Source organism: Kocuria sp. p3-SID1428 (assembly GCF_025149945.1).
Taxonomy (GTDB): Bacteria; Actinomycetota; Actinomycetes; order Actinomycetales; family Micrococcaceae; genus Kocuria.
The window spans coordinates 1-18,850 of the sequence record NZ_JALXVH010000035.1 but is presented as its reverse complement, the minus strand read 5'-3'; the positions used below and the strand labels follow the sequence as shown (position 1 = coordinate 18,850).

The following is an 18,850-nucleotide window of genomic DNA, read 5'->3' as shown; positions in this document are numbered from 1 at the left end:
GATCAGCCTTCCACGGGCAGGGACTGCGCGGCGCCGGGGGAGGCGTCGGCCGAAACTGCTGCGTTCTCTTCGGTGTCAGTCGTGTCCGGGACCTGCTCGGACGCGGCACGGGTCTGGGAGGTCGCAGCCGATGCTGCGGAGGTCTGGCCGTCGGCGCTGCCCGCGACGGTCAGGGCCACCGAGGAGCCGACCTCGACCTCCTGACCCTCCGAGGGCTCCGAGCTGAGGACGTCGCCATCGTCCTGGGCGTCGGAGTCCTCATAGTGGATGTCGACGTTCACGCCCAGCGCAGTGATGTCGTCGGCGGCATCCTGCGCGGAGCGACCGGTGAGGTCCTCGGGCAGCGTGGCCACCTCCGGGCCGTTCGAATGCGTCACGGTGACGGTGTCCCCGGGGTTCAGAGTCCCGGCCGGCGACACCGCCAGGACCTCGCCCTCGGGTCGGCTGCTGCTGGCCTGGCCGACCTGCTCCACGTTCAGCCCGCGGCTGGTCAGATCTGCCACGACATCGTCGACGTCCTGCCCGATCAGGTCCTCGGCGACGACCTCGATGCTGGAGGCGCCGTCCTGCGTCCCGCTCGAGGCATCGGCGGTCGAGACGGTCCCCTCCGGCGTCCGGGAGTCGTCGCCCCCGCTGCCCAGGATCAGCATCACGGCGAGCCCGATCACCGCGAGGGCCAGCACGACGACAGCGCCGATGAGCATGGGCGCTGTCTTCGAGCTGCCGCCTCCGGAGCTCGAGGCGCGGGAGGACCCGGAGGCCGTGCTCGTGGCGCTGCGCGGGGCCGCAGGGTTGCCTGTGCGGTCGGGACCCGAGGGTGCCGGGGTCAGAGGCTGGACGGTGTCGAAGGCCGCAGTGGACTGATCGGCCGAGTCCTCCTGGGCGCGCTCGGCGCTGGCGGGCGTGGCATCGGCGCCGGTGGGTCCGGAGACCTCCCCGTTCAGGAAGAGGCGCATGCCCGGAACAGCCACGACGGCTGCCTCGAGATCATCGCGCCTGATCGCATCTACGGCGCTGGCCAGGGCACCGGCCGTGGACGGGCGGTCTGCCGGGTCCTTGGCGAGCATGGACATGATCAGCGCACGCGGGCCCGCCGGAACGTCCTTGGGCAACGGCGGGGGCGGGTCGTTGACCTGCGCCAGGGCGATCGCGATCTGCGAATCGCCGGTGAACGGGCGCTTCCCGGCCAGGCACTCGTAGCCGATGATGCCCAGGGAGTAGATGTCCGAGGAGCCGGTGGCGGTCTGGCCGGTGGCCTGCTCGGGCGCCAGGTACTGGGCGGTGCCCATGACCTGGCCCGTGGCGGTCAGCGGCACCTGATCGGCCACGCGGGCGATGCCGAAGTCGGTGACCTTCACCCGCTTCTCGGGCGTGATCATGAGATTGCCGGGCTTGATGTCTCGGTGCACGAGTCCCTGCGCATGGGCAGCCGCCAGCGCGCGGGCCGTCTGCCCGATGTAGTTCAGGACATCGTCCACGGGCAGGCGCCGGTCCCGGTCGATCAGGTTCGACAGCGGCTCGCCGGGGACCAGCTCCATCACGAGGTAGGCGGAGCCGTCGTCCTCGCCGTAGTCGTAGACATTGGCCACGCCGGGGTGATTGAGCAGCGCAGTGTGCCGCGCTTCGGCGCGGAATCGCTGGAGGAAGCTCGGATCGCCGTTGTACTCCTCCTTGAGGATCTTCACCGCGACGATGCGGCCCAGGACCTGGTCCTTGGCCTTCCACACCTCTCCCATGCCGCCGATCGCGATCCGATCGGTCAGGGCGTACCGCTCTCCGAGGACGGTCTTCTTGGAGGGCCTCATCGGTTCAGCACCTCCTCGAACATGCGCTGGGCAGTGGGGGACGTCAGGGTCGAGGCAGTGGTGGTGTCCACGTCCTCGAACACGACGGCGATCGCGATCTCCGGGTCATCCGCGGGGGCGAATCCAGTGAACCAGGAGTCCGTGAGACCGGTCTCGGAGCCGATCTCCGCAGTGCCGGTCTTGCCGGCCACGGAGTGACCGGGCACCGCGGCGCCGCGGGCGATTCCATTGTCCACGTCCGAGACCATCAGATCCTCCAGGGTGTCAGCGACGTCCTTCGAGGTCGCCTGGTTCAGCTCCTCGGGCTGGAAGTCCTGGATCACGGAGAGGTCCGGGGAGCGGACCTGGTCCACGAGCTGGGGTTTCATCAGGACGCCGTCGTTGCCCAGGGCCGCCGAGATCATGGCGACCTGCAGGGGGGTCGAGCGGACGTCGTACTGACCGATCGAGGCCATGGCGAGCTCGGCGTCGGTCATGCCCTCGGGGAAGGACGACGGGGTGACGGACAGGGGGATGTCGAGATCCTGGCCGTAGCCGAAGTTCTCGGCGGTCTGGGCGATGCGGTCCTCGCCGAGGTTCATGGCCACCTGGGCGAAGGGCACGTTGCAGGAGTTCTCGAGGGCGAACTGGAGGTCTGCGACCTCGCGGGCATCGCACGGACCGCCGCGGTAGTTCGGCAGGGTGATGTTCGTGCCGGGCAGCTCGAGCTCCTGGGGGTTCGGGATCTCGGTGTCGGTGGTGTACTCGCCGGATTCCAGGGCTGCGACGGTGTCGATCAGTTTGAATGTGGAGGCCGGGGAGTAGAGATCGCCGCCGATGGTCCGGTTGACCAGGGGCTGAGCAGGATCGCTGCTGTAGGCCTCCGAGGCGGCCATGACGGACTCGGTGTCGTGCGAGGACATCTCATTGGGGTCGAAGCCAGGGGAGGACACCATGGCGAGGATCCGGCCGGTGTCCGGTTCGATCGCCACAATCGCTCCCTGACGGCCCTGCAGGGAATCATGCGCGATCTGCTGCAGCTCGGGATCGATCGTGGTCTCCACCGAGGCGCCCGTCTGCTGCTCGCCGGACAGCGTGGACATCACGCGGTTGTAGAACTGGTCGTCCGAGGCGCCGGAGAGCTCATCGCCCATGGCCTGCTCGAGGGCCGTGGCGCCGTAGACCGGGGAGAAGTATCCGGTGACCTCGGAGTAGAGATCGCCCTGCGGGTATTCGCGGGCGAAGGCGTAGTCGCCCTCGGCGGGCACCGAGCGGGCGATCTCCTCACCGCCTGCCAGGATCGAGCCGCGGTCCCTGCCGAACTGCTCGTACAGCGTGCGGGTGTTCCAGGGGTCGGCGGCGAGCGAGCGCTGCTGGAAGAACATGATTGAGGTCAGCGCCAGCAGCAGCACGGCGAACATGGCAACGGCTGCCATCCACACGTGACGGATCGAGCGGTTCACGGCCTTCCTCCTCTGCTGCTGTCTGGGCTCTGGTTCTGGTGCGATCCGCTGCGACGACTGGTCCGCGGGTCCGCTGCGGGATCGAGGGGGCGGATCTCGGTGGGCTCATCGTCGGCCTCCGCCGCCCTGGAGCCGGAGGTGCGGGCCAGCGGGACGACCTCTGTCTGCTCGGAGTCCTCACCGGAGCGCTCCTCGCGACGGGTGCGACGCCGCTCGGCGCGCTCGAGACGGGCGGCTTCCTCCGCCTCGGTGCGCTCGGCCTCCTCCTCCTCGTGCGCCTCGAACTCGGCGATCTCCTCGTCGCTGGCCGGCCCGTAGACGATCGGACGGCGGGCGGAGTGGGAGATCGCCAGCAGCAGGGCCACGATGATCCAGTTCGAGAGCATCGACGAGCCGCCGGCCGACATGAACGGCGTGGTCAGACCCGTCAGGGGGATCACGCGGGTGACGCCGCCGACCACCACGAACAGCTGGATTACCATGATCGAGGCCAGTCCTGCCGAGAGCAGCTTGCCGAACGTGTCCGGAGTGCCCAACGAGGCGCGATAGCCGCGGGAGGCCAGCAGGAAGAACAGGAGGAGGATCGCGCTCACTCCGATGAGCCCGAGCTCCTCGCCGAAGGCCGTGATGATCATGTCCGAGTTGGCATATGAGACCAGGTCGGGGCGGCCCTGGCCCCAGCCCTGGCCGAAGAGGCCACCCGAGGCCAGGCCGAACAGGCCCTGCACGATCTGGCGCGAGCCGCCGACGGGAGCGTCGTAGATCTCCGGATCGAAGGCGTGGATCCAGGAGTCCAGCCTGGCTGCGACATGGCCGAAGGTCTGCGAGGCCACGAATCCGCCGGCGGCCACGAAGAGCAGGCCCAGGATGATCCAGCTCAGACGGCCCGTGGCGAGGTAGAGCATGGCCACGAACAGGCCGAAGAACAGGATCGCGGTGCCGAGGTCGCGCTGCAGCACGAGCACACCGATGGACACGAGCCAGGCAGCGAACAGGGGCGCGAGATCGCGGAAGCGGGGCAGATGCAGGGGGCCGATCTTGGGCCCGGCCAGGAGGATGACGTCGCGGTTCATAGACAGGTAGCCCGCGAAGAAGACCGCCAGGGTGATCTTGGCTAACTCGCCGGGCTGGAAGGTGCGTCCGCCGATCGAGATCCAGATCCGCGCACCGTTGATCTCGGTGCCGAGCCCCGGCAGCAGGGGCAGGATCAGCAGCAGGGCCGAGACCACCAGCGAGATGTAGGTGACCCTGCGCAGCGCCCGGTGATCCTTGAGCAGCAGGAGCACCGCGGCGGCGCCGGCGATGCCCACGCCGGTCCACAGCACCTGGCTGCCCGCGGCGTTCGAGCCCATCAGCAGGTCGATCCGGTGGATCATGGCCAGGCCGAGGCCGTTGAGGGTCACCACGATCGGCAGGATGTAGGGATCCGCGTACGGAGCGCGGAACCACAGGATGACGTGCACCAGCAGGGCGCCGCCGCCGAGGACGATCGCGGTGCGCAGCACGTGGGCGCTGTCCTCGGCGAAGCGCTCCGGGTCCACGAGGAAGTTGGCGCCCACGGCCAGCACGAGGGCGAGCAGCAGGAGCACGAGCTCGCTCAGTCGCCTGCGGCGCTGGACCGGCTCCTGCGCGACGGTCCCGGGTGCGGGGGCGGTGACCTGGGACGACATCAGCCCCGCCCTCCTTCACCGGCGCTGGACGAGGACTCGGGGTAGTTCACCGTGCCGGTCGAGCCGGGCGAGGCCTCAGGGCTGGTCGCACCGGGCGAGGCCTCAGGCTCGGACGCGCCGGACGAGGGCGAGGGGCTGGGCGAGTCTTCCTCCGCGTCCTGGCGCTCGCGGTCGGAGCGCGCGGCGTCCGAGCGCAGCCCGAGCAGGATGGACTCGGCGTGGCCGAGATCATCCGCGGCGATCGTGTCCTCCACGCGCGAGCGTGCGTAGCCGGGGAGGTCGTCGACCGCCAGGTCCGTGGACTGCTGGAGTTCCGAGAGCTGGAGGGGCCCGAGGCTCTGGTCCACGCCCTGGTAGATCGCGACGTTCTCGCCGTCCGAGCCGACGAAGTACTGCCCCCGGGTCCAGGCGTAGGCCAGCGCCCCGGCCGTGACCAGGGCGGCGATCACGACGAGCGCCACGACGGTGCCGAGGATCCGGCCGCGCCGGTGGGAGCCGCGACGCTGCAGGGCGGAGTCGACCTCGGAGATGTCCGTGAGGGAGTCCGAGGCCGAGGTGCGCACGAGGGTGGCGCGGCGGGCGGCCGCCGAGCCGCTCACGGTGGGGATGCGGCCGGTCTGGGTGGCGTTGGCCGCAGCGCCCACCAGGATGTGGGGCAGCTCGTCGAGGCCGCGGCGCAGCTCCGCGGCGCTGGTGTCCTGCGGCGTCTGGGCTTGGGCAGGGGCGGCCCACGGCGCCGGTGCCGTCTGCGGCTCCGTGGCGGGCACCGAGGAGCGCGCCTGTGCGGTGAGCTGATCGGAGGTCAGAGCCTCCTCCGGATCCGGCAGCGCGCCGGTCAGATCGGTCTCATCGGCCTCGAGATCGGCGGCGTCCACGACCTCGAGCACGACGACAGTGACGTTGTCCGGGGCCCCGCGCTTGAGGGTGGCCCGCACCAGGGTCTGGGCGATGTCGTCGAGCTCGGCGTCCGAGCGCAGCAGCGATTCGATCGCCGCGGGCTTCAGGACCGCATTGAGCCCGTCCGAGCACAGCAGCCAGCGCTCGCCGATGACGGAGTCGTAGACCTGGGCCTCGAGCTCGGGAGAGGCGTCGACATCTCCGAGGACCCGCATCAGGACGTTGCGGTGCGGGTGGGTCTCGGCCTCCTCGGGGCGCAGCCGGCCCTCCTCGATGAGGCGCTGCACGAAGGTGTGGTCGGTGGTGATCTGCTCGAAGCTCTCGCCGCGCAGCCGATAGGCGCGCGAATCGCCGATATGGCACAGGGCGATCTGGTCGCCGTCGATGAGCAGGGAGGTCACGGTGGTGCCCATGCCCGCCAGACGCGGCTGCTGGCGGACCAGCTCCGCGAGGTTCTGGTTGGCGTTCTGGATCTCGTCGGCCAGCTCGGTCACGGCGTGGCCGCCGAATCCGCTGCGATCCAGGTGCGTCAGATCGATCACGGCCGAGGCGGAGGCGACATCGCCGCCGACGTGCCCGCCCATGCCGTCGGCGACGACGGCGAGATGACGGCCCGCATAGGCGGAGTCGTCGTTCTTGGAGCGGATCCTGCCCACATCCGAGCGGGCGGCGAAGCGGAAGGCGAGGGCCATGGGTCAGGACCTCAGTTCCAGCACGGACTTGCCCACGCGGAAGGGCCGTCCGGTGTCGACGGGAGCGGCGCGGGTCAGGCGCTGTTCGTCGATGTAGGTGCCGTTGGTCGAGCCGAGGTCCTCCAGGAACCACCGCGAGCCCTGCGGGAACAGGCGGGCATGGCGGCCGGAGGCGTAGTCGTCCTCGAGGGGGATGTCGCACTCGGGGGAGCGGCCCATGGTCACGGGGGCGCCGCCGAGCTGGTGCGCGCGCCCGCCGGTGGGTCCCTGGAGCACCACGAGGGTGCCTGGGAGCTGGCGGGGCGCGGACTCGGCCGCAGACGGTGCAGGGGTCGTACTGCGCCGGGGCTGCTCGCTGCGCACGGGGGTCTTGCGACGGCGTCGGTCCACGGAGAGGTCGCGGCCCTGCGTGAGGACCACGGCGAGGATCATGACCCACAGCAGTGCCAGGAACCCGAAGCGCAGCAGCGTGACGGTCAGCTCAGACATTCTTCCGATTCCTCCTGGGCGCGACGAGCCGGAAGACAATGCGGGTGCGGCCCATCTCGATGACCGCGCCGTTGACCAGCTCGGTGCGTCCGCGCAGGCGCTGGCCGTCCACCAGGGAGCCGTTGGTCGAGCCGAGGTCCACGGCCAGCCAGTGCTCCCCCTCGCGGCGGATCTCGAGGTGTCGGCGCGAGACTCCGGTGTCCTCGACGGTGATGTCCGCCCCGGAGGAGCGCCCCAGGATGATCGAGTCGGCCTCCACGGACAGGCGCTGGCCGTCGATGTCCAGGACGGGGACCCAGTGCTCCGGGGTGCGGTGCGGCGGCCCGGCCGGCGGTGCCGGGCGAGGGGCCTCGCGTGCGGCTGACGGGGCCGGGGCGGCGTCGTCGGTGCTCGTGCGGCGGGCCGAGGAGATGATCTCGAAGCTGCCGCGCTCGATCTCCGGGCTGCGGGTGAACGACACGCGCACGGAGCCCTGCAGCGTGTAGGCCTGCGAGCGGGCGTGCTTGATGACGACCTCGCACAGCTCCTCCGCCAGCGGGGTGCCCCACTCCTGGGCGCGGGGGAAGTCCTCGTCCGAGAACTCGACGATGAAGTCGTTGGGCGCCATGGTGCGTCCAGCGGAGATCGTGAACGAGTGCTCGTCGAGCTCGCGACGCAGGGCGCTGGCGATCTCCACGGCTTCGATGCGCCGACGCGATCCCGTGGAGAAGGCGGTGCGCACAGCCTTCTCGATGCCGCGTTCGAGGTTGTCGAGGAATCCCATGCGCCTCCTTCCACGGGGCTCTCTCATGCCGGGGCCGTCCGCCCCGGCAGGGTGCGGACATGTTCTCAAGATAGTAGACGGTGCTGATGAGGGCGCACCGAGGACCGTCGAGATGCAGATTCAGCCACACGGGGATGTGCGTCCGGTGGGGCGCAGATGAGTGCCCGCTGAGACGGTCGCGGCAGCCGATGCTCTGCCTCAGCGCCCTCCTGCTCGCAGGCTGCGGCGCCGCCGATGACGGCGACTCGGACGACGCCGCCGAGACTTCGCAGTCGCAGTCCCAGGAGACCTCGGACGACGCCTCGACGGGCGCCTCCGGTGAGGCCACGGAGCAGAGCTCGGACAGGGCCTCGGATGGTGCCTCCGATGACGCCACGTCCGATTCCACGGACGACGCGTCGGACGACGCCTCGAATGATGCTTCCGAGGCGGCATCGGACGGTGCCTCTGATGCCGGTGACGACGCATCGGCAGGGGCCACGGAGGGCTCCACGGCCATCTCCATCGAGGAGAAGGGCTCGGCCGGCTGGAAGGTCACCGTGGTCGAGGGCTCCACCGAGCAGGAGGTCCGTGTCAGCGAGGACCTCTCGACCGGGGTCGACTAGACCGAGCAGGACGACCAGGAGGTGGATCCCGCCTTGGTCGATGTCTCCATGGCTGAGGCCATCGAAGCCGCCTCCGCCGATCAGGACGGCACGGTCACCGAGGCCACGCTGGACGACGAGGACGGCGCGGCCGTGTGGCAGGTCGAGTTCGACGACGAGATCGAGGTCGAGGTGGATGCCGACAGCGGGGACGTCGTCTCCGTCGACCGCTGATCACCGCCCCTGCCGGATGCGCCCATGATGACGCCGGCCCCCATCGTGGTGGGGACCGGCGTCATCATGCGGGGCCGGGCGCCGGTCGGCGATGCCGCAGGCGCTGCGGGCGGATCAGTCGGCTGCGATCGTGGCCAGGCGCTTGGTGGCCGACAGCGCCAGGACCTCGTCGATGACCTCTCGGGTGACGCCGGAGGAGCAGTCGGTGACCAGGTAGCCGGTCTCGCCCTGGGTGACCAGGGCCTGGCGGTCGACGTTGACCTGGTGCTGCGAGAACACGCTGTTCACCGCGGACAGCACTCCGGGGACGTTCTCGTGGGTGTGCAGCAGGCGCACTCCCGCGCTGACCCGGGTGAGCGTGACCTCGGGGAAGTTCACCGACAGCTCGGTCGAGCCCTTCTCGGTGTAGTCCAGCAGCTTGCCCGCCACGAACTGCCCGATGTTCTCCTGCGCCTCGGCGGTCGAGCCGCCCACATGGGGCGTGAGGATCACGTTGGGCAGGCCCTGCAGCGGGGATTCGAAGGCCTCGCCGGCGGCCTTGGGCTCCTCCGGGTAGACGTCGATGCCGGCCCCGGCGATGTGCCCGGAGGCCAGGGCGTCGTGCAGGGCGTCGATATCCACCACATGACCGCGCGAGAGGTTCAGGAACAGGGTGCGCGGGCGCATCTTCTCGAACTCGGCGCGGCCGATGAGCTCCTTGTTGGAGCCGCGGCCGTCGACGTGCACCGAGATGCACTCGGCCTTCTCGAAGAGCTCGTCCAGCGTGGCGCACTTGCGGGCGTTGCCCATGGGCAGCTCGTCGTGGACGTCGTAGAAGTAGACGTGCATGCCGATCGCCTCGGCGAGCACCGAGAGCTGCTTGCCGATGTTGCCGTAGCCGATCAGGCCCAGGGTGCGTCCGCGGACCTCATGGGCGCCCTTGGCGGACTTGTCCCACAGCCCGGCGTGCATGTCCCGGTTCTTGTCGGTGAGGTGACGGGCCAGGGCGATGATCTCGCTGATCGCCAGCTCCACGACCGAGCGGGTGTTGGAGTACGGGGCGTTGAAGCACGGGGTCGCCGTGTCCGAGGCCGCCTCCAGGTCGATCTGGTTGGTGCCGATGCAGAACGCGCCGACCGCCATGAGGTCTGGCCTGGCCTCGAACACGCGGCGCGTGACTTGGGTCTTGGAGCGGATGCCGAGCAGATCGACTCCCTCCAGGGCCTCGATCAGCTCGTCCTCGTCCAGGGCGCCGGCCCGGGTCTCGACCTCGACCCCGTGGCGGCGCAGGATGTCTTCGGCTTCGGTGTGGATGTTCTCCAGGAGCAGGGCTTTCACGCATCCGATCCTATCGACATGCGCGCGGGGGGCTGTTCAGGGCCGATCGCGCAGGTCGATCCCGAAGACCCTGCGCACCGCGGTGACCATGTGGCGGCCGTGCCGGCTGGTCGACGGCGTGGAGGCGAAGGGCAGGAAGCGGCCCGGGTGCTCGGGGTGGGTGATCTTCCCGTGCGTGGGCCCGGAGGTCGTGACTTCGAAGCCGGCAGCTCGCAGTCGCTCGAGCAGGTCCCGCTGGGTGGTGGGGTAGCGGGTCCCCTGCTTGCCGGAGGCGCGCGGGGCGGAGCCGGGCTCCTCCGGCAGCGGCTGCTCGGGACGACGGGCCGTGGCCCAGCCGGAGCGGAAGATCCCCACCACGACGCCCTCGGCGCGGGTCACCTGGACGCACAGCTCGCCGCGCAGGAAGTGATCCGTGCGGCCCAGATCGACCGTCCAGACGTCGTCGGGGGCATCGACGGCCTCCTGCAGCTGCGCCAGCGTGGCCTCCCATGCGCCCACCACGTGGACCCGATCCTCCGACAGCCGCACCCGCGAGCCGCGGGCCGTGGGAGCCGGCGCTCCGGAGTCCACGGTGTAGAGGGCCGCGGCGGGAGCCTGCGGCGCCGCGGCGGAGGGCCCGGCGCTGATCCTGGCGGCCACCTGCCGGCGCTGCCGAGCCAGGCGCTGCTGCTCCTGCGCCCGCTGCCGCTTCTGCTCGGCCTCCGCCTGCGCCTGCTGGGCGCGCCGGGCGGGAGCCGGGGTCCAGTCCACGGGCTCGACGGACAGCGCGGGATCGCGTCGACCGCGCATCACGGCAGGCGAGGGTGCGCGCCGGGGCTGCTGCGCCATGGTCGTCTCCTTGCGGGGTCTGCGTTGCCGATAGGGTTCTGAGCCGTGCGCTGCGATTATCACGACCGAGGGCTGTGCGATTCCTGCACCCTGATCGATCAACCCTATGCGCAGCAGCTGACGGCCAAGCAGGACGGGGTCCGCGCGCTGCTGCACGACGGAGGCGCCGACCTCAGCGGACTCACCTGGCTGGAGCCTGTGGCCAGCGCCGAGTCGGGCTTTCGCAACAAGGCCAAGATGGTCGTGGCCGGCACTGTCCAGCACCCCACACTGGGGATCCTGGATCCACGCGGTCGCGGCATTGATCTGCGCGAATGCCCGCTATACCCCGAGCCGATCGGACGGGCCCTCCCGATCGTGGCGGCGTTCTGCACCCAGCTTCGCCTCCTGCCCTACGACGTCCCCAAAGGCCGCGGCGAGCTCAAGCACGTGCTGGTGACCGTCTCGCCCGACGGCGAGCTGATGCTGCGCTTCGTCCTCCGCTCCGAGAAGATGCTCGGGCGCATCCGCGAGCACCTGGATGTGCTGCTCGAGGCCCTGCCGGGGCTGCGTGTGGTCACGGCCAACCTGCAGCCCGAGCACCAGGCGGTGCTCGAGGGCCCGGTGGAGCACGTGCTCACCGACGGCGACAGCCTGTCCATGCCGATCAACGGCATCCCGCTGCGGCTGCGGCCGCGCTCGTTCTTCCAGACCAACACCGAGGTCGCTGCCGCCCTCTACCGCCAGGCCGTGGAGTGGGCGCGCGAGCTGGAGCCCGCAGAGGTCGTGGACCTGTACTGCGGGGTCGGCGGCTTCGCGCTGCACCTGGCGGCTGCGGATCGGCGGGTGCACGGCGTGGAGATGTCCGTCGAGGCGGTCGAGGCCGCGCGACAGGCGGCGGCCGAGATGGGCCTGCCGTCGTCGGGGCCCGGGGCGGTGACGTTCACGGCCGGCGACGCCACCGCCGTGGAGCGCTCGCTGGAGGGCGAGGTGCCGCTGGTGGTCGTGAATCCGCCGCGGCGCGGGCTGGGCGTCGAGCTGGCGCAGCGACTGGAGGACTCGCAGGTCCGCAGCCTGATCTACTCGAGCTGCAATGCGCGCACGCTGGCCCGCGACCTGGCGGCCATGCCGTCGTGGTGCCCGGTGCAGGCGCGGCTTCTGGACATGTTCCCGCACACCGGTCACAGCGAGACCGCCGTGCTGCTGCAGCGGCGCTGAGGCTCTCAGGAGGCCAGCAGGTCCAGAGGGATCCCCAGCGCCGGCAGGTCCAGACGGCCTCCGCCGGCGAAGCGGCGCAGCTGCTCGTTCGAGGTGACGGTCCAGCTGGGGCACAGGCTGCCGTACGGCGGCTGCGAGCGGATGGTCAGGGTGTACAGCTCCGGGTCTTGGAACGGGGCCAGGATCCGCCGCAGCAGGTCCTGGACGTCGTCGCGGTGCAGCAGCCGCCATGTGCGCGGGTGAATGCGCCGCAGGATCCGCACGCCGTCGATGAACTCGATCGAGGCGTCCTGCTCGCTTCCGGCGATGCCGACGGTGAGCCGCCCGGGGGCGGTCGAGCAGATCGTGTCCACCCCCAGCACCAGGTCCTCGATCAGGTGGGTCGTGGACAGCAGGCGGCCCTGCAGCGACGGATCGGTCCGAGCCGCGGCGCCCTTGAGCCCGAGGGCGTGCAGGAGACGGCTCAGGCCCTGCCCGGGCCCCGGGCCGCACGGCACCTCGAAGCCGAGCAGATACCTGCCGGGGCCCTCCGGCTCCAGGACGCAGCGCACGTGCGAGTCCTCCTGCGCCAGGAGACGGCCTCCGCGGGCGGCCTCCGCTGGGGAGGCGTGCTCGGTGCATTCGTCGAAGACTGCGTCAGCCAGGGCGGCGCAGGCCTCGAAGCTGGTACGGGTCAGGTCGTCGAAGACCGCGCGCGGCTCGCGGCGCACGGTCTGGTACTCGACGGTCGCGCAGTCGTAGGCCCGGGAGCGGGCTCTGGGGTCATGGGCGTCAGTGCGGGACATGGGCAGGTCCTGGTGATCAGGCCGTCCAGCTTCGGGGGAGCGGGACGACGGGGTGGCAGAGTCCGTGATCGATGGGGGAGTCGACGACGGGATGTTGCGCGGACTCGAGGGCGGCGGGCAGCCGCCTCGAACCCGCTGCCGAGGAAGGGCCCTGCGGGCGCCGCGAAGGCGGGTAGGCCCCGAAGCACCATGTCACAGGGCGTTTCTGGCAGTGGACTTCCATCATGGCGGAGTCGGACGTGGGCCGCTGATCGAGGGACGTCCCCAGATCGGGGGACGCATTCCGTCGCGGTTGGGGGCTACGCGGCGGTGGCTGAGGGTGCCACGGCGGGCCTCCTGCGCGACATGGCAGGTCAGGGGCCTGTGCGAAGTCGCATGAAGTGAAGTCGGATGCATCCGTGGCCGGTGTGGAGCGATGCCCACGCTTGGGCCTGCATCGAGCGCCCCGCACGACCTCGGTGATGCGGGGCGCACAGCTGGCGCACTCAGTAGCCGGCCTGGGGATCGACCACGCCCTCGAGCTCGTCGTCGGCGGCGAAGGCCCGCAGGTTGCGCACGATGCGAGCGAAGATCAGCGGGCGGATCATCTCCATGGTGTCCGCGGTGTGCGGGGTGATGAGGCACCGCTGCTGCTCCCAGAGGGGGTGGCCATCGGGCAGCGGCTCGGGGTCGGTGACGTCGAGCGCGGCCCCGGCGATCTGCTCGCGCTCCAGGGCTGCGACCAGGGCCTCGGTGTCGATCAGGCCGCCGCGGGCGATGTTCACCAGGATCGCATCGGTGCGCATGGACTCCAGCTCGGCCCGCCCGATCAGATGGTGCGTGTCCTCGGTCAGGGCGGCCGCCACGATCACGACGTCCTGGAACGGGAGGATCTCCGGCAGGTCGTGCACTCCCACGGTGCGATCGGCCTCCGCGACGGCCTCGGGTCGGCGGCGCACGGCGGTGACCTCGACGTCGAACACGTGCAGCAGGTCCATGATCCGCCGCCCGATCCCGCCTGCGCCCACCACGACGGCTCGCATGCCGTGCAGCGATCGCCCCGAGCGCGGGGCCCAGCTGCGTGCCACGACCCTGCGCGGCAGCTCGCGCAGCAGGGCCAGGGTCAGTGCCAGTGCGTGCTCGCCGACAGGGTTCGCGTAGGCGCCCTTGGCCGAGGTCCAGGAGATGTCCGGGCGACGGCGCATGGACTCCGCGAAAGCCTCGATGCCCGCCGAGGGCAGCTGGACCCACCGGATCCCCTCGTACTCGACGGCGGCCACCAGGTCCTGCGGATCGGCCCCGTACGGGACCACGACGGCCTCCGCCTCCGCCGGGTCCTGCACGAGGCGGCCTCCGCCGTCGACGATGGCCTGTCGGAAGCCGTCGTCGTCGACGGGCAGCATGTGGATGCGGGGCTGGGACACGGTGGCCTCCTGAGGCGTCGTGGACGGGGTCTGGGCCCATCCTGCGCCATGGCGGCGCTGCGTGCTCGGTTCCGTGCACTCGCTGCGGTGCGCTCAGCCCTTCGGTCGCACGTGCACGAGTACCGCCGACAGGGCGCAGGCGATCACCGCAGCCGCCCCCAGCAGGGTGAGCCAGGTGAGCTGCTCGCCCAGCAGCAGCGCCGCCCAGCTCAGGGTCAGGATCGGCTGGGCGAGCTGGACCTGGCTGACCTGGGCCATGGGGCCGATGCCCAGTCCGCGGTACCAGGCGAAGAAGCCCAGCAGCATGCTCACCACCGACAGGCAGGCGAAGGCGGCGCCTCCCGCAAGCGTGGGGGTCGTCGGCGTCCAGCTCCAGCCCCACGACCACGAGCTCCCCGAGCTGCGGCGGATGGGGAAGGCGCGCCACGCGGATCATCGGCCCCACCACGTCGACCCGGAACCCGCCGCGCCCGGGCGATCCATGGACGCGCGCGCGGACGCGCTCGCAGATCCGTTCGGCGGCGGCCTCGCGCTCCTGCTCCTGCAGAAGATCTGCCTTGCCGATCACCACCAGCGTGGCCGCCGCAAAGCGGTTCGGTGGGGTCTCGCGGGTGTCCACGGTCTGGAAGTGGGTCACGGCGTCGATCACCTGCCCGGAGACCAGGGCGGCATCCACGTTGAGCTCACCGAAGTCGTTGACTACCACACCCAGCCGCGCGCCGGGCGCGCGCAGCAGGTGGTTGAGCAGGCTCGTCTTGCCGGCGCCCAGGTGGCCGGTCAGGGCGATCACGGGGACGCGGGCGGTCATGGGGCTCCTCGGCCGCGGCGGGTTCTGGAGGCAGCGCAGAGGGGCCACGGTGCGCGGGAGGTCAGAGCTGAGCCCTCATATGGCTATAGTCACATGACCTGATCACGACCCACGGGGGCCTCCCATGGAACAGTTCATCACCGCCGCGAACGGGATCCTGTGGAGCCTTCCGGTCTCCTTCGGCATCCTCGCCCTCGGTCTGTACTTCACGATCCGCATGCTCTTCCCGCAGGTGCGCCTGCTCCGGGACATGGTCGGCCAGCTCATCCACGGCGGGTCGTCGTCGGCGGGGATCAGCTCGTTCCAAGCCTTCGCCATGGCGCTCGGCGGCCGTGTGGGCGTCGGCAACATCGCCGGCGTCGCGACGGCCCTGTTCCTGGGCGGGCCCGGCGCCATGTTCTGGATGTGGGTCACCGCCATCCTCGGAGCCCCGGTGGCGGTCGCGGAGAGCTCGCTCGCCCAGCTCTACAAGCACAAGGTGCGCGGGGAGTTCCGCGGCGGGCCAGCCTTCTACATCCTGGAGGGCCTGGGCCGGAACTGGCGCTGGCTGGCGGTGGCCTACGCCGCGGCCACCGTGTTCGCCACGGTGATCACCGGTCCGCAGATCCAGGCCAACGCCGTCACCGCGGCCACCACGGAGGCCTGGGGCTGGAGCCCGCTGCTGGTCGGCCTGGGGATGGCCGCCCTGTTCTGCCTCATCGTGTTCGGCGGCATGCACCGTCTGGCGCGCACCGTGGGGCTCGTGGTGCCGTTCATGGCCGGGGCGTACATCGTCGTCGGGCTGATCATCATGGTCATGATGTGGACTCAGCTGCCGGCCATGTTCGGGCTGATCTTCTCCAGCGCCTTCGGCGCCGACGCCGTCTACGGGGGCCTGCTCGGCGCGGCCGTGGCCTGGGGCGTGCGTCGGGCGGTGTACTCCACTGAGATCGGCACCGGTTCCGGCGCCCAGGCCTCGGCCGCCGCCCACGTCTCCCACCCCGCCAAGCAGGGGCTCGCCCAGGCCTTCTCCGCCTACGTGGACACGCTGTTCGTGTGCACCATGACGGGTCTGATGATCTTGGCCACCAACAGCTTCAACGTGCTGGGCCCGGACGAGGAGTCGCTGCTCACCGAGAACGTGCCGGGCGTGGAGGAGGGCCCCGCCTGGGTGCAGCTCGCGATCGACTCCGGACTGCCTGCTTTCGGGCCGTCGTTCGTGGCGATCGCCGTGTTCCTGTTCTCCTTCACCACGCTGCTGTCCTTCTCCTTCTACGCGGAGACGAACCTGGCCTACCTCATCCCGAACACGAAGGCGCAGGGGATCTGCATCGGGGTCGCGCGCGCGCTGCTCGCCGCGTCCATGGTCTTCGGCTCGGTGCAGACCTCGTCGTTCGTGTGGTCCATGGCGGACTTCGGCCTGGGCCTGTACACGTGGGTGAACCTCCTGGCGCTGGTCCTGCTCAGCCCCACGGCCATCCGCCTGATGAAGGACTACGACCGGCAGCGCCGAGCCGGCGGAGAGATCGTGCTGGACCCCAAGGCGATCGGGGTGGACAACGCCCCGATCTGGGAGCAGATCCACGCCGCCTACGAGCGCACCGGCGATGTCGGTGCCGCCATGGATCATGTCGCAGACACCGCCCCGGACACCCGCGCCGTCGCGGTGGTGCGTCCGCGCAACTGAGCCCCGACCGGCCTGCCCGTCCCGTTCGGCGCGGGGACCTGCGCCTGCCATCGACCGCTCCAGGAGCCCCACCACATGCAGCTCGACCTCCTGATCGACAACGCGTCCGTCGTCACCGGCGACCCCGCCCGTCCGTCGGCCCGTCGGCTGGGCGTGTGGCAGGGGCTCGTCGTGGGGGTCGACGGGCAGCTGGACGGACTCGCCGCCCGGGAGCGCCTGGATGCCCGCGGGCGCACGATCGTCGCGGGGTTCAACGATGTCCACACCCACAGCGTGTGGTTCGGGCAGTCCCGCCTGGACGTCGATCTGGAGCAGGCGCGGACCGCCGAGCAGGTCTACGGCCTGATCCCCGACCGCGCCGCGCAGCTGGCTCCCGGGGCATGGGTCACCTGCGCGGGCTTCGACCCCGGTCACCTCGACGGTCCCCAGCCCGATCGCGACGGCCTGGACGCGGCCGCCGGCGGACGGCCCGTGCTCATCCGGCACAACACAGGCCATTCGCTCACGGTCTCCGGGGGTGCGCTGGCCATGGCGGGGATCGGCGAGTAGGTGCACCGGCAGCCGGAGGGCGGCAGGATCGTGGTGGATGACTCCGGGGCGCCCACCGGGCTGCTCGAGGAGACCGCGATGCCCCTGGTCACGCGGCTGCTGCAGCCGGAGTCCCACGAGCACATCGGACGCTGTCTGGAGCGGGCCTCGCAGGAGTACGCCGCCGAGGGCATCACCTCGGTGACGGATGCCGGGATCGCCGGCGGCTGGATCGGGCACAGCCCGCTCGAGTTCGCCGCGTACCAGCGGGCGCGGGAGGCCGGGCTGCTGCGCACCCGGTTCCAGACCATGGTCACCCTGGACGGCCTCCAGGCGATCGACGGCCACCCCGACGACGGCACCCACGTCACCCTGAGCGCGGGAGTCCGCTCGGGCGCGGGTGACGAGTGGCTGCAGATCGGCCCGGCCAAGGTCTTCACGGACGGGGCCATGCTGGGGATGACCGCGGCCATGTCGGAGGACTACTGCTTCGCCGGGCACGGACGCGGCTACCTGCAGCAGGATCCCGGCGAGATGCGCCGCACCGCCCTGTCAGCGGCGGCGGGTGGCTGGGCGCTGGCCATGCACGCGATCGGCGACGCCGCCCTGGACTTCGCCCTCGACGTGATCGCCGAGGCCCGGGAGCAGTTCGGGGCACCCGTGATGCCGCACCGCGTGGAGCACGGCGGTGTGGTGCGCGAGGAGCAGGTGGCGCGCATGGCCGAGCTCGAGGTCGTGATGGCCACGCAGCCGAACTACATCAGCGCGTTCGGCGAATCGGTGCGCGAGCGGATCGGCGACGAGCGCGTGGAGCTGTCGTATCCGGCGGGGCGACTGCTGCGCGCCGGGCTCGTGCTGCCCGGCAGCTCGGACCGCCCGGTGGCCGGCGGCCGGCCGCTGGATGTGATCCAGGACTTCGTGCTGCGCCGCACCGAGGTGGGACAGGATTACGGGCCCGAGTCCGAGCGGCTCACCGTCGAGGAGGCGCTGCACGCCTACACGGTGGGCTCCGCCGAGGCCACGGGCTGGGGCAGGCGCAAGGGGCAGCTGGTCTCCGGGCAGCTCGCGGATTTCGTGGTCCTCAGCGACGACCCGCGGGCGGTGCCGAGCGATGCGATCGCCGCGATCGAGGTCGCGGCCACCGCAGTGGGAGGGCGGTTCGTGCACGGAGGCCTGTGAGGGGCTGCTGTGCTCCTTGAGCCAGCGAGAGCCGCCGGATGTCCGGCTTCGACCGCCGAAGCCGGACATAGGACAGCTCTCATGGTCCCTGCCCGCCGCGATGACGGCCCGATGTCGGAAGCCGATCGTTCGCAGGTCCGGACGAATGTCGTCCTTTGCAAGGCCGATCATCGGAGAATCTGCGAGCTCATCGCAGTAGTCGATGATCGCTGTGGCGAATCCCTCTGCGAGATCTGGGGAACCGGACTGCTCTGTGATCCAGTGGTACAGCTCCGTGAGCTGTTGTCTGGCGCGGGGCGAGTAGACGACGCTGCGGTTCACGAATCGCGTTCCGCAAGACGGTCGGTGTGCATCTGAGCGAGGTGGCTTCTCATATCCGCGGAGCTGATCGCGCGGGACGGATCGGCGCGAAGCTCGTCGTAGGAAGCGGCGACTTCGGTGCGCAGCCAGCTCTCGAGGCATCTTCGCGGGCGGAGAGAACGCGCAGGCCGTCGCGGATGACCTCGTTCTCGCTCGGGCAAGGCGAGTCTTGAGGGGTCGCTGTGCTTGTGGGGCTCGTGAAA

General features: G+C 70.7%; 14 protein-coding genes and 4 pseudogenes. 5 read left to right on the top strand and 13 right to left on the bottom strand.

Translation table 11 applies throughout. The features are described from left to right. Nucleotides 1–2: 2 nt before the first annotated feature. Genes M3E84_RS08665 through M3E84_RS08640 form a run of 6 tightly spaced genes read right to left on the bottom strand, consistent with a single transcriptional unit; the run spans nucleotide 3 to nucleotide 7,758 of the window. Nucleotides 3–1,805, bottom strand: a complete 1,803-nt coding sequence (locus M3E84_RS08665) for a protein kinase domain-containing protein (protein WP_259895796.1) — start codon at nucleotides 1,803–1,805, stop codon at nucleotides 3–5. After that, nucleotides 1,802–3,247, bottom strand: coding sequence for a penicillin-binding protein 2 (locus M3E84_RS08660; protein ID WP_259895795.1), 1,446 nt, complete (start codon nucleotides 3,245–3,247; stop codon nucleotides 1,802–1,804). Before M3E84_RS08660 ends, M3E84_RS08665 begins: the two co-directional genes overlap by 4 nt. Continuing rightward, a complete protein-coding gene (locus M3E84_RS08655) occupies nucleotides 3,244–4,917 on the bottom strand; it encodes an FtsW/RodA/SpoVE family cell cycle protein (RefSeq protein WP_259895794.1) in 1,674 nt (557 codons plus the stop codon). Before M3E84_RS08655 ends, M3E84_RS08660 begins: the two co-directional genes overlap by 4 nt. After that, the gene (locus M3E84_RS08650) at nucleotides 4,917–6,506 is read right to left on the bottom strand and encodes a PP2C family serine/threonine-protein phosphatase (protein ID WP_259895793.1); all 1,590 of its coding nucleotides are present in this window, start codon (nucleotides 6,504–6,506) and stop codon (nucleotides 4,917–4,919) included. The genes M3E84_RS08655 and M3E84_RS08650 overlap by 1 nt, the downstream gene beginning before the upstream one ends. A gap of 3 nt (nucleotides 6,507–6,509) precedes the next feature. Next, a complete protein-coding gene (locus tag M3E84_RS08645) occupies nucleotides 6,510–6,995 on the bottom strand; it encodes an FHA domain-containing protein (RefSeq protein ID WP_259895792.1) in 486 nt (161 codons plus the stop codon). Beyond that, nucleotides 6,988–7,758, bottom strand: coding sequence for a DUF3662 and FHA domain-containing protein (locus tag M3E84_RS08640; protein ID WP_259895791.1), 771 nt, complete (start codon nucleotides 7,756–7,758; stop codon nucleotides 6,988–6,990). The genes M3E84_RS08645 and M3E84_RS08640 overlap by 8 nt, the downstream gene beginning before the upstream one ends. A gap of 188 nt (nucleotides 7,759–7,946) precedes the next feature. On the opposite strand from M3E84_RS08640, the gene M3E84_RS08635 reads away from it, so the two are divergent. Together M3E84_RS08635 and M3E84_RS08630 are read left to right on the top strand one after the other, a co-directional pair. Then, entirely contained in the window at nucleotides 7,947–8,363 is a 417-nt protein-coding gene (locus M3E84_RS08635) for a hypothetical protein (protein WP_259895790.1), read from the top strand. Between the two features lie 21 nt (nucleotides 8,364–8,384). Beyond that, nucleotides 8,385–8,576, top strand: coding sequence for a PepSY domain-containing protein (locus tag M3E84_RS08630; protein WP_259895789.1), 192 nt, complete (start codon nucleotides 8,385–8,387; stop codon nucleotides 8,574–8,576). 114 nt (nucleotides 8,577–8,690) lie between these two features. Here M3E84_RS08630 and serA read toward each other — a convergent pair whose 3' ends face one another. Both serA and M3E84_RS08620 read right to left on the bottom strand, forming a co-directional pair. Beyond that, on the bottom strand, nucleotides 8,691–9,893 hold the full coding sequence (gene serA / locus M3E84_RS08625) for a phosphoglycerate dehydrogenase (protein ID WP_259895788.1): 1,203 nt from the start codon (nucleotides 9,891–9,893) through the stop codon (nucleotides 8,691–8,693). Nucleotides 9,894–9,929: 36 nt separating this feature from the next. Next, nucleotides 9,930–10,721 (bottom strand): hypothetical protein, encoded by a 792-nt coding sequence (locus tag M3E84_RS08620; RefSeq protein ID WP_259895787.1) that lies wholly within the window; start codon nucleotides 10,719–10,721, stop codon nucleotides 9,930–9,932. A 45-nt stretch (nucleotides 10,722–10,766) separates the two neighbouring features. Here M3E84_RS08620 and rlmC point away from each other — a divergent pair, with 45 nt between their 5' ends. Beyond that, nucleotides 10,767–11,918 carry a 23S rRNA (uracil(747)-C(5))-methyltransferase RlmC gene (rlmC, locus tag M3E84_RS08615; RefSeq protein WP_259895786.1) on the top strand — a complete coding sequence of 384 codons (1,152 nt, stop codon included), beginning with the start codon at nucleotides 10,767–10,769 and terminating at the stop codon, nucleotides 11,916–11,918. A 5-nt stretch (nucleotides 11,919–11,923) separates the two neighbouring features. On the opposite strand, the gene M3E84_RS08610 is transcribed toward rlmC, so the two are convergent. From M3E84_RS08610 to M3E84_RS08595, 4 genes and pseudogenes are all read right to left on the bottom strand, one after another. Next, a complete protein-coding gene (locus tag M3E84_RS08610) occupies nucleotides 11,924–12,703 on the bottom strand; it encodes a hypothetical protein (protein ID WP_259895785.1) in 780 nt (259 codons plus the stop codon). A 485-nt stretch (nucleotides 12,704–13,188) separates the two neighbouring features. Continuing rightward, nucleotides 13,189–14,106 carry a D-isomer specific 2-hydroxyacid dehydrogenase family protein gene (locus M3E84_RS08605; protein WP_259895784.1) on the bottom strand — a complete coding sequence of 306 codons (918 nt, stop codon included), beginning with the start codon at nucleotides 14,104–14,106 and terminating at the stop codon, nucleotides 13,189–13,191. 93 nt (nucleotides 14,107–14,199) lie between these two features. Then, nucleotides 14,200–14,448, bottom strand: a pseudogene (locus tag M3E84_RS08600) (EamA family transporter); the annotation flags it as partial. Nucleotides 14,449–14,815: 367 nt separating this feature from the next. Then, nucleotides 14,816–14,914: pseudogene (locus M3E84_RS08595) on the bottom strand (GTP-binding protein); the annotation flags it as partial. A gap of 124 nt (nucleotides 14,915–15,038) precedes the next feature. Here M3E84_RS08595 and M3E84_RS08590 point away from each other — a divergent pair. Both M3E84_RS08590 and M3E84_RS08585 read left to right on the top strand, forming a co-directional pair. After that, nucleotides 15,039–16,580: a sodium:alanine symporter family protein gene (locus M3E84_RS08590; protein WP_259895783.1), complete on the top strand. Its 1,542-nt coding sequence runs from the start codon at nucleotides 15,039–15,041 to the stop codon at nucleotides 16,578–16,580. 75 nt (nucleotides 16,581–16,655) lie between these two features. Continuing rightward, nucleotides 16,656–18,287: pseudogene (locus M3E84_RS08585) on the top strand (amidohydrolase). A gap of 129 nt (nucleotides 18,288–18,416) precedes the next feature. On the opposite strand, the pseudogene M3E84_RS12505 reads toward M3E84_RS08585, so the two are convergent. After that, nucleotides 18,417–18,749: pseudogene (locus M3E84_RS12505) on the bottom strand (type II toxin-antitoxin system RelE/ParE family toxin); the annotation flags it as partial. Nucleotides 18,750–18,850 lie beyond the last annotated feature (101 nt).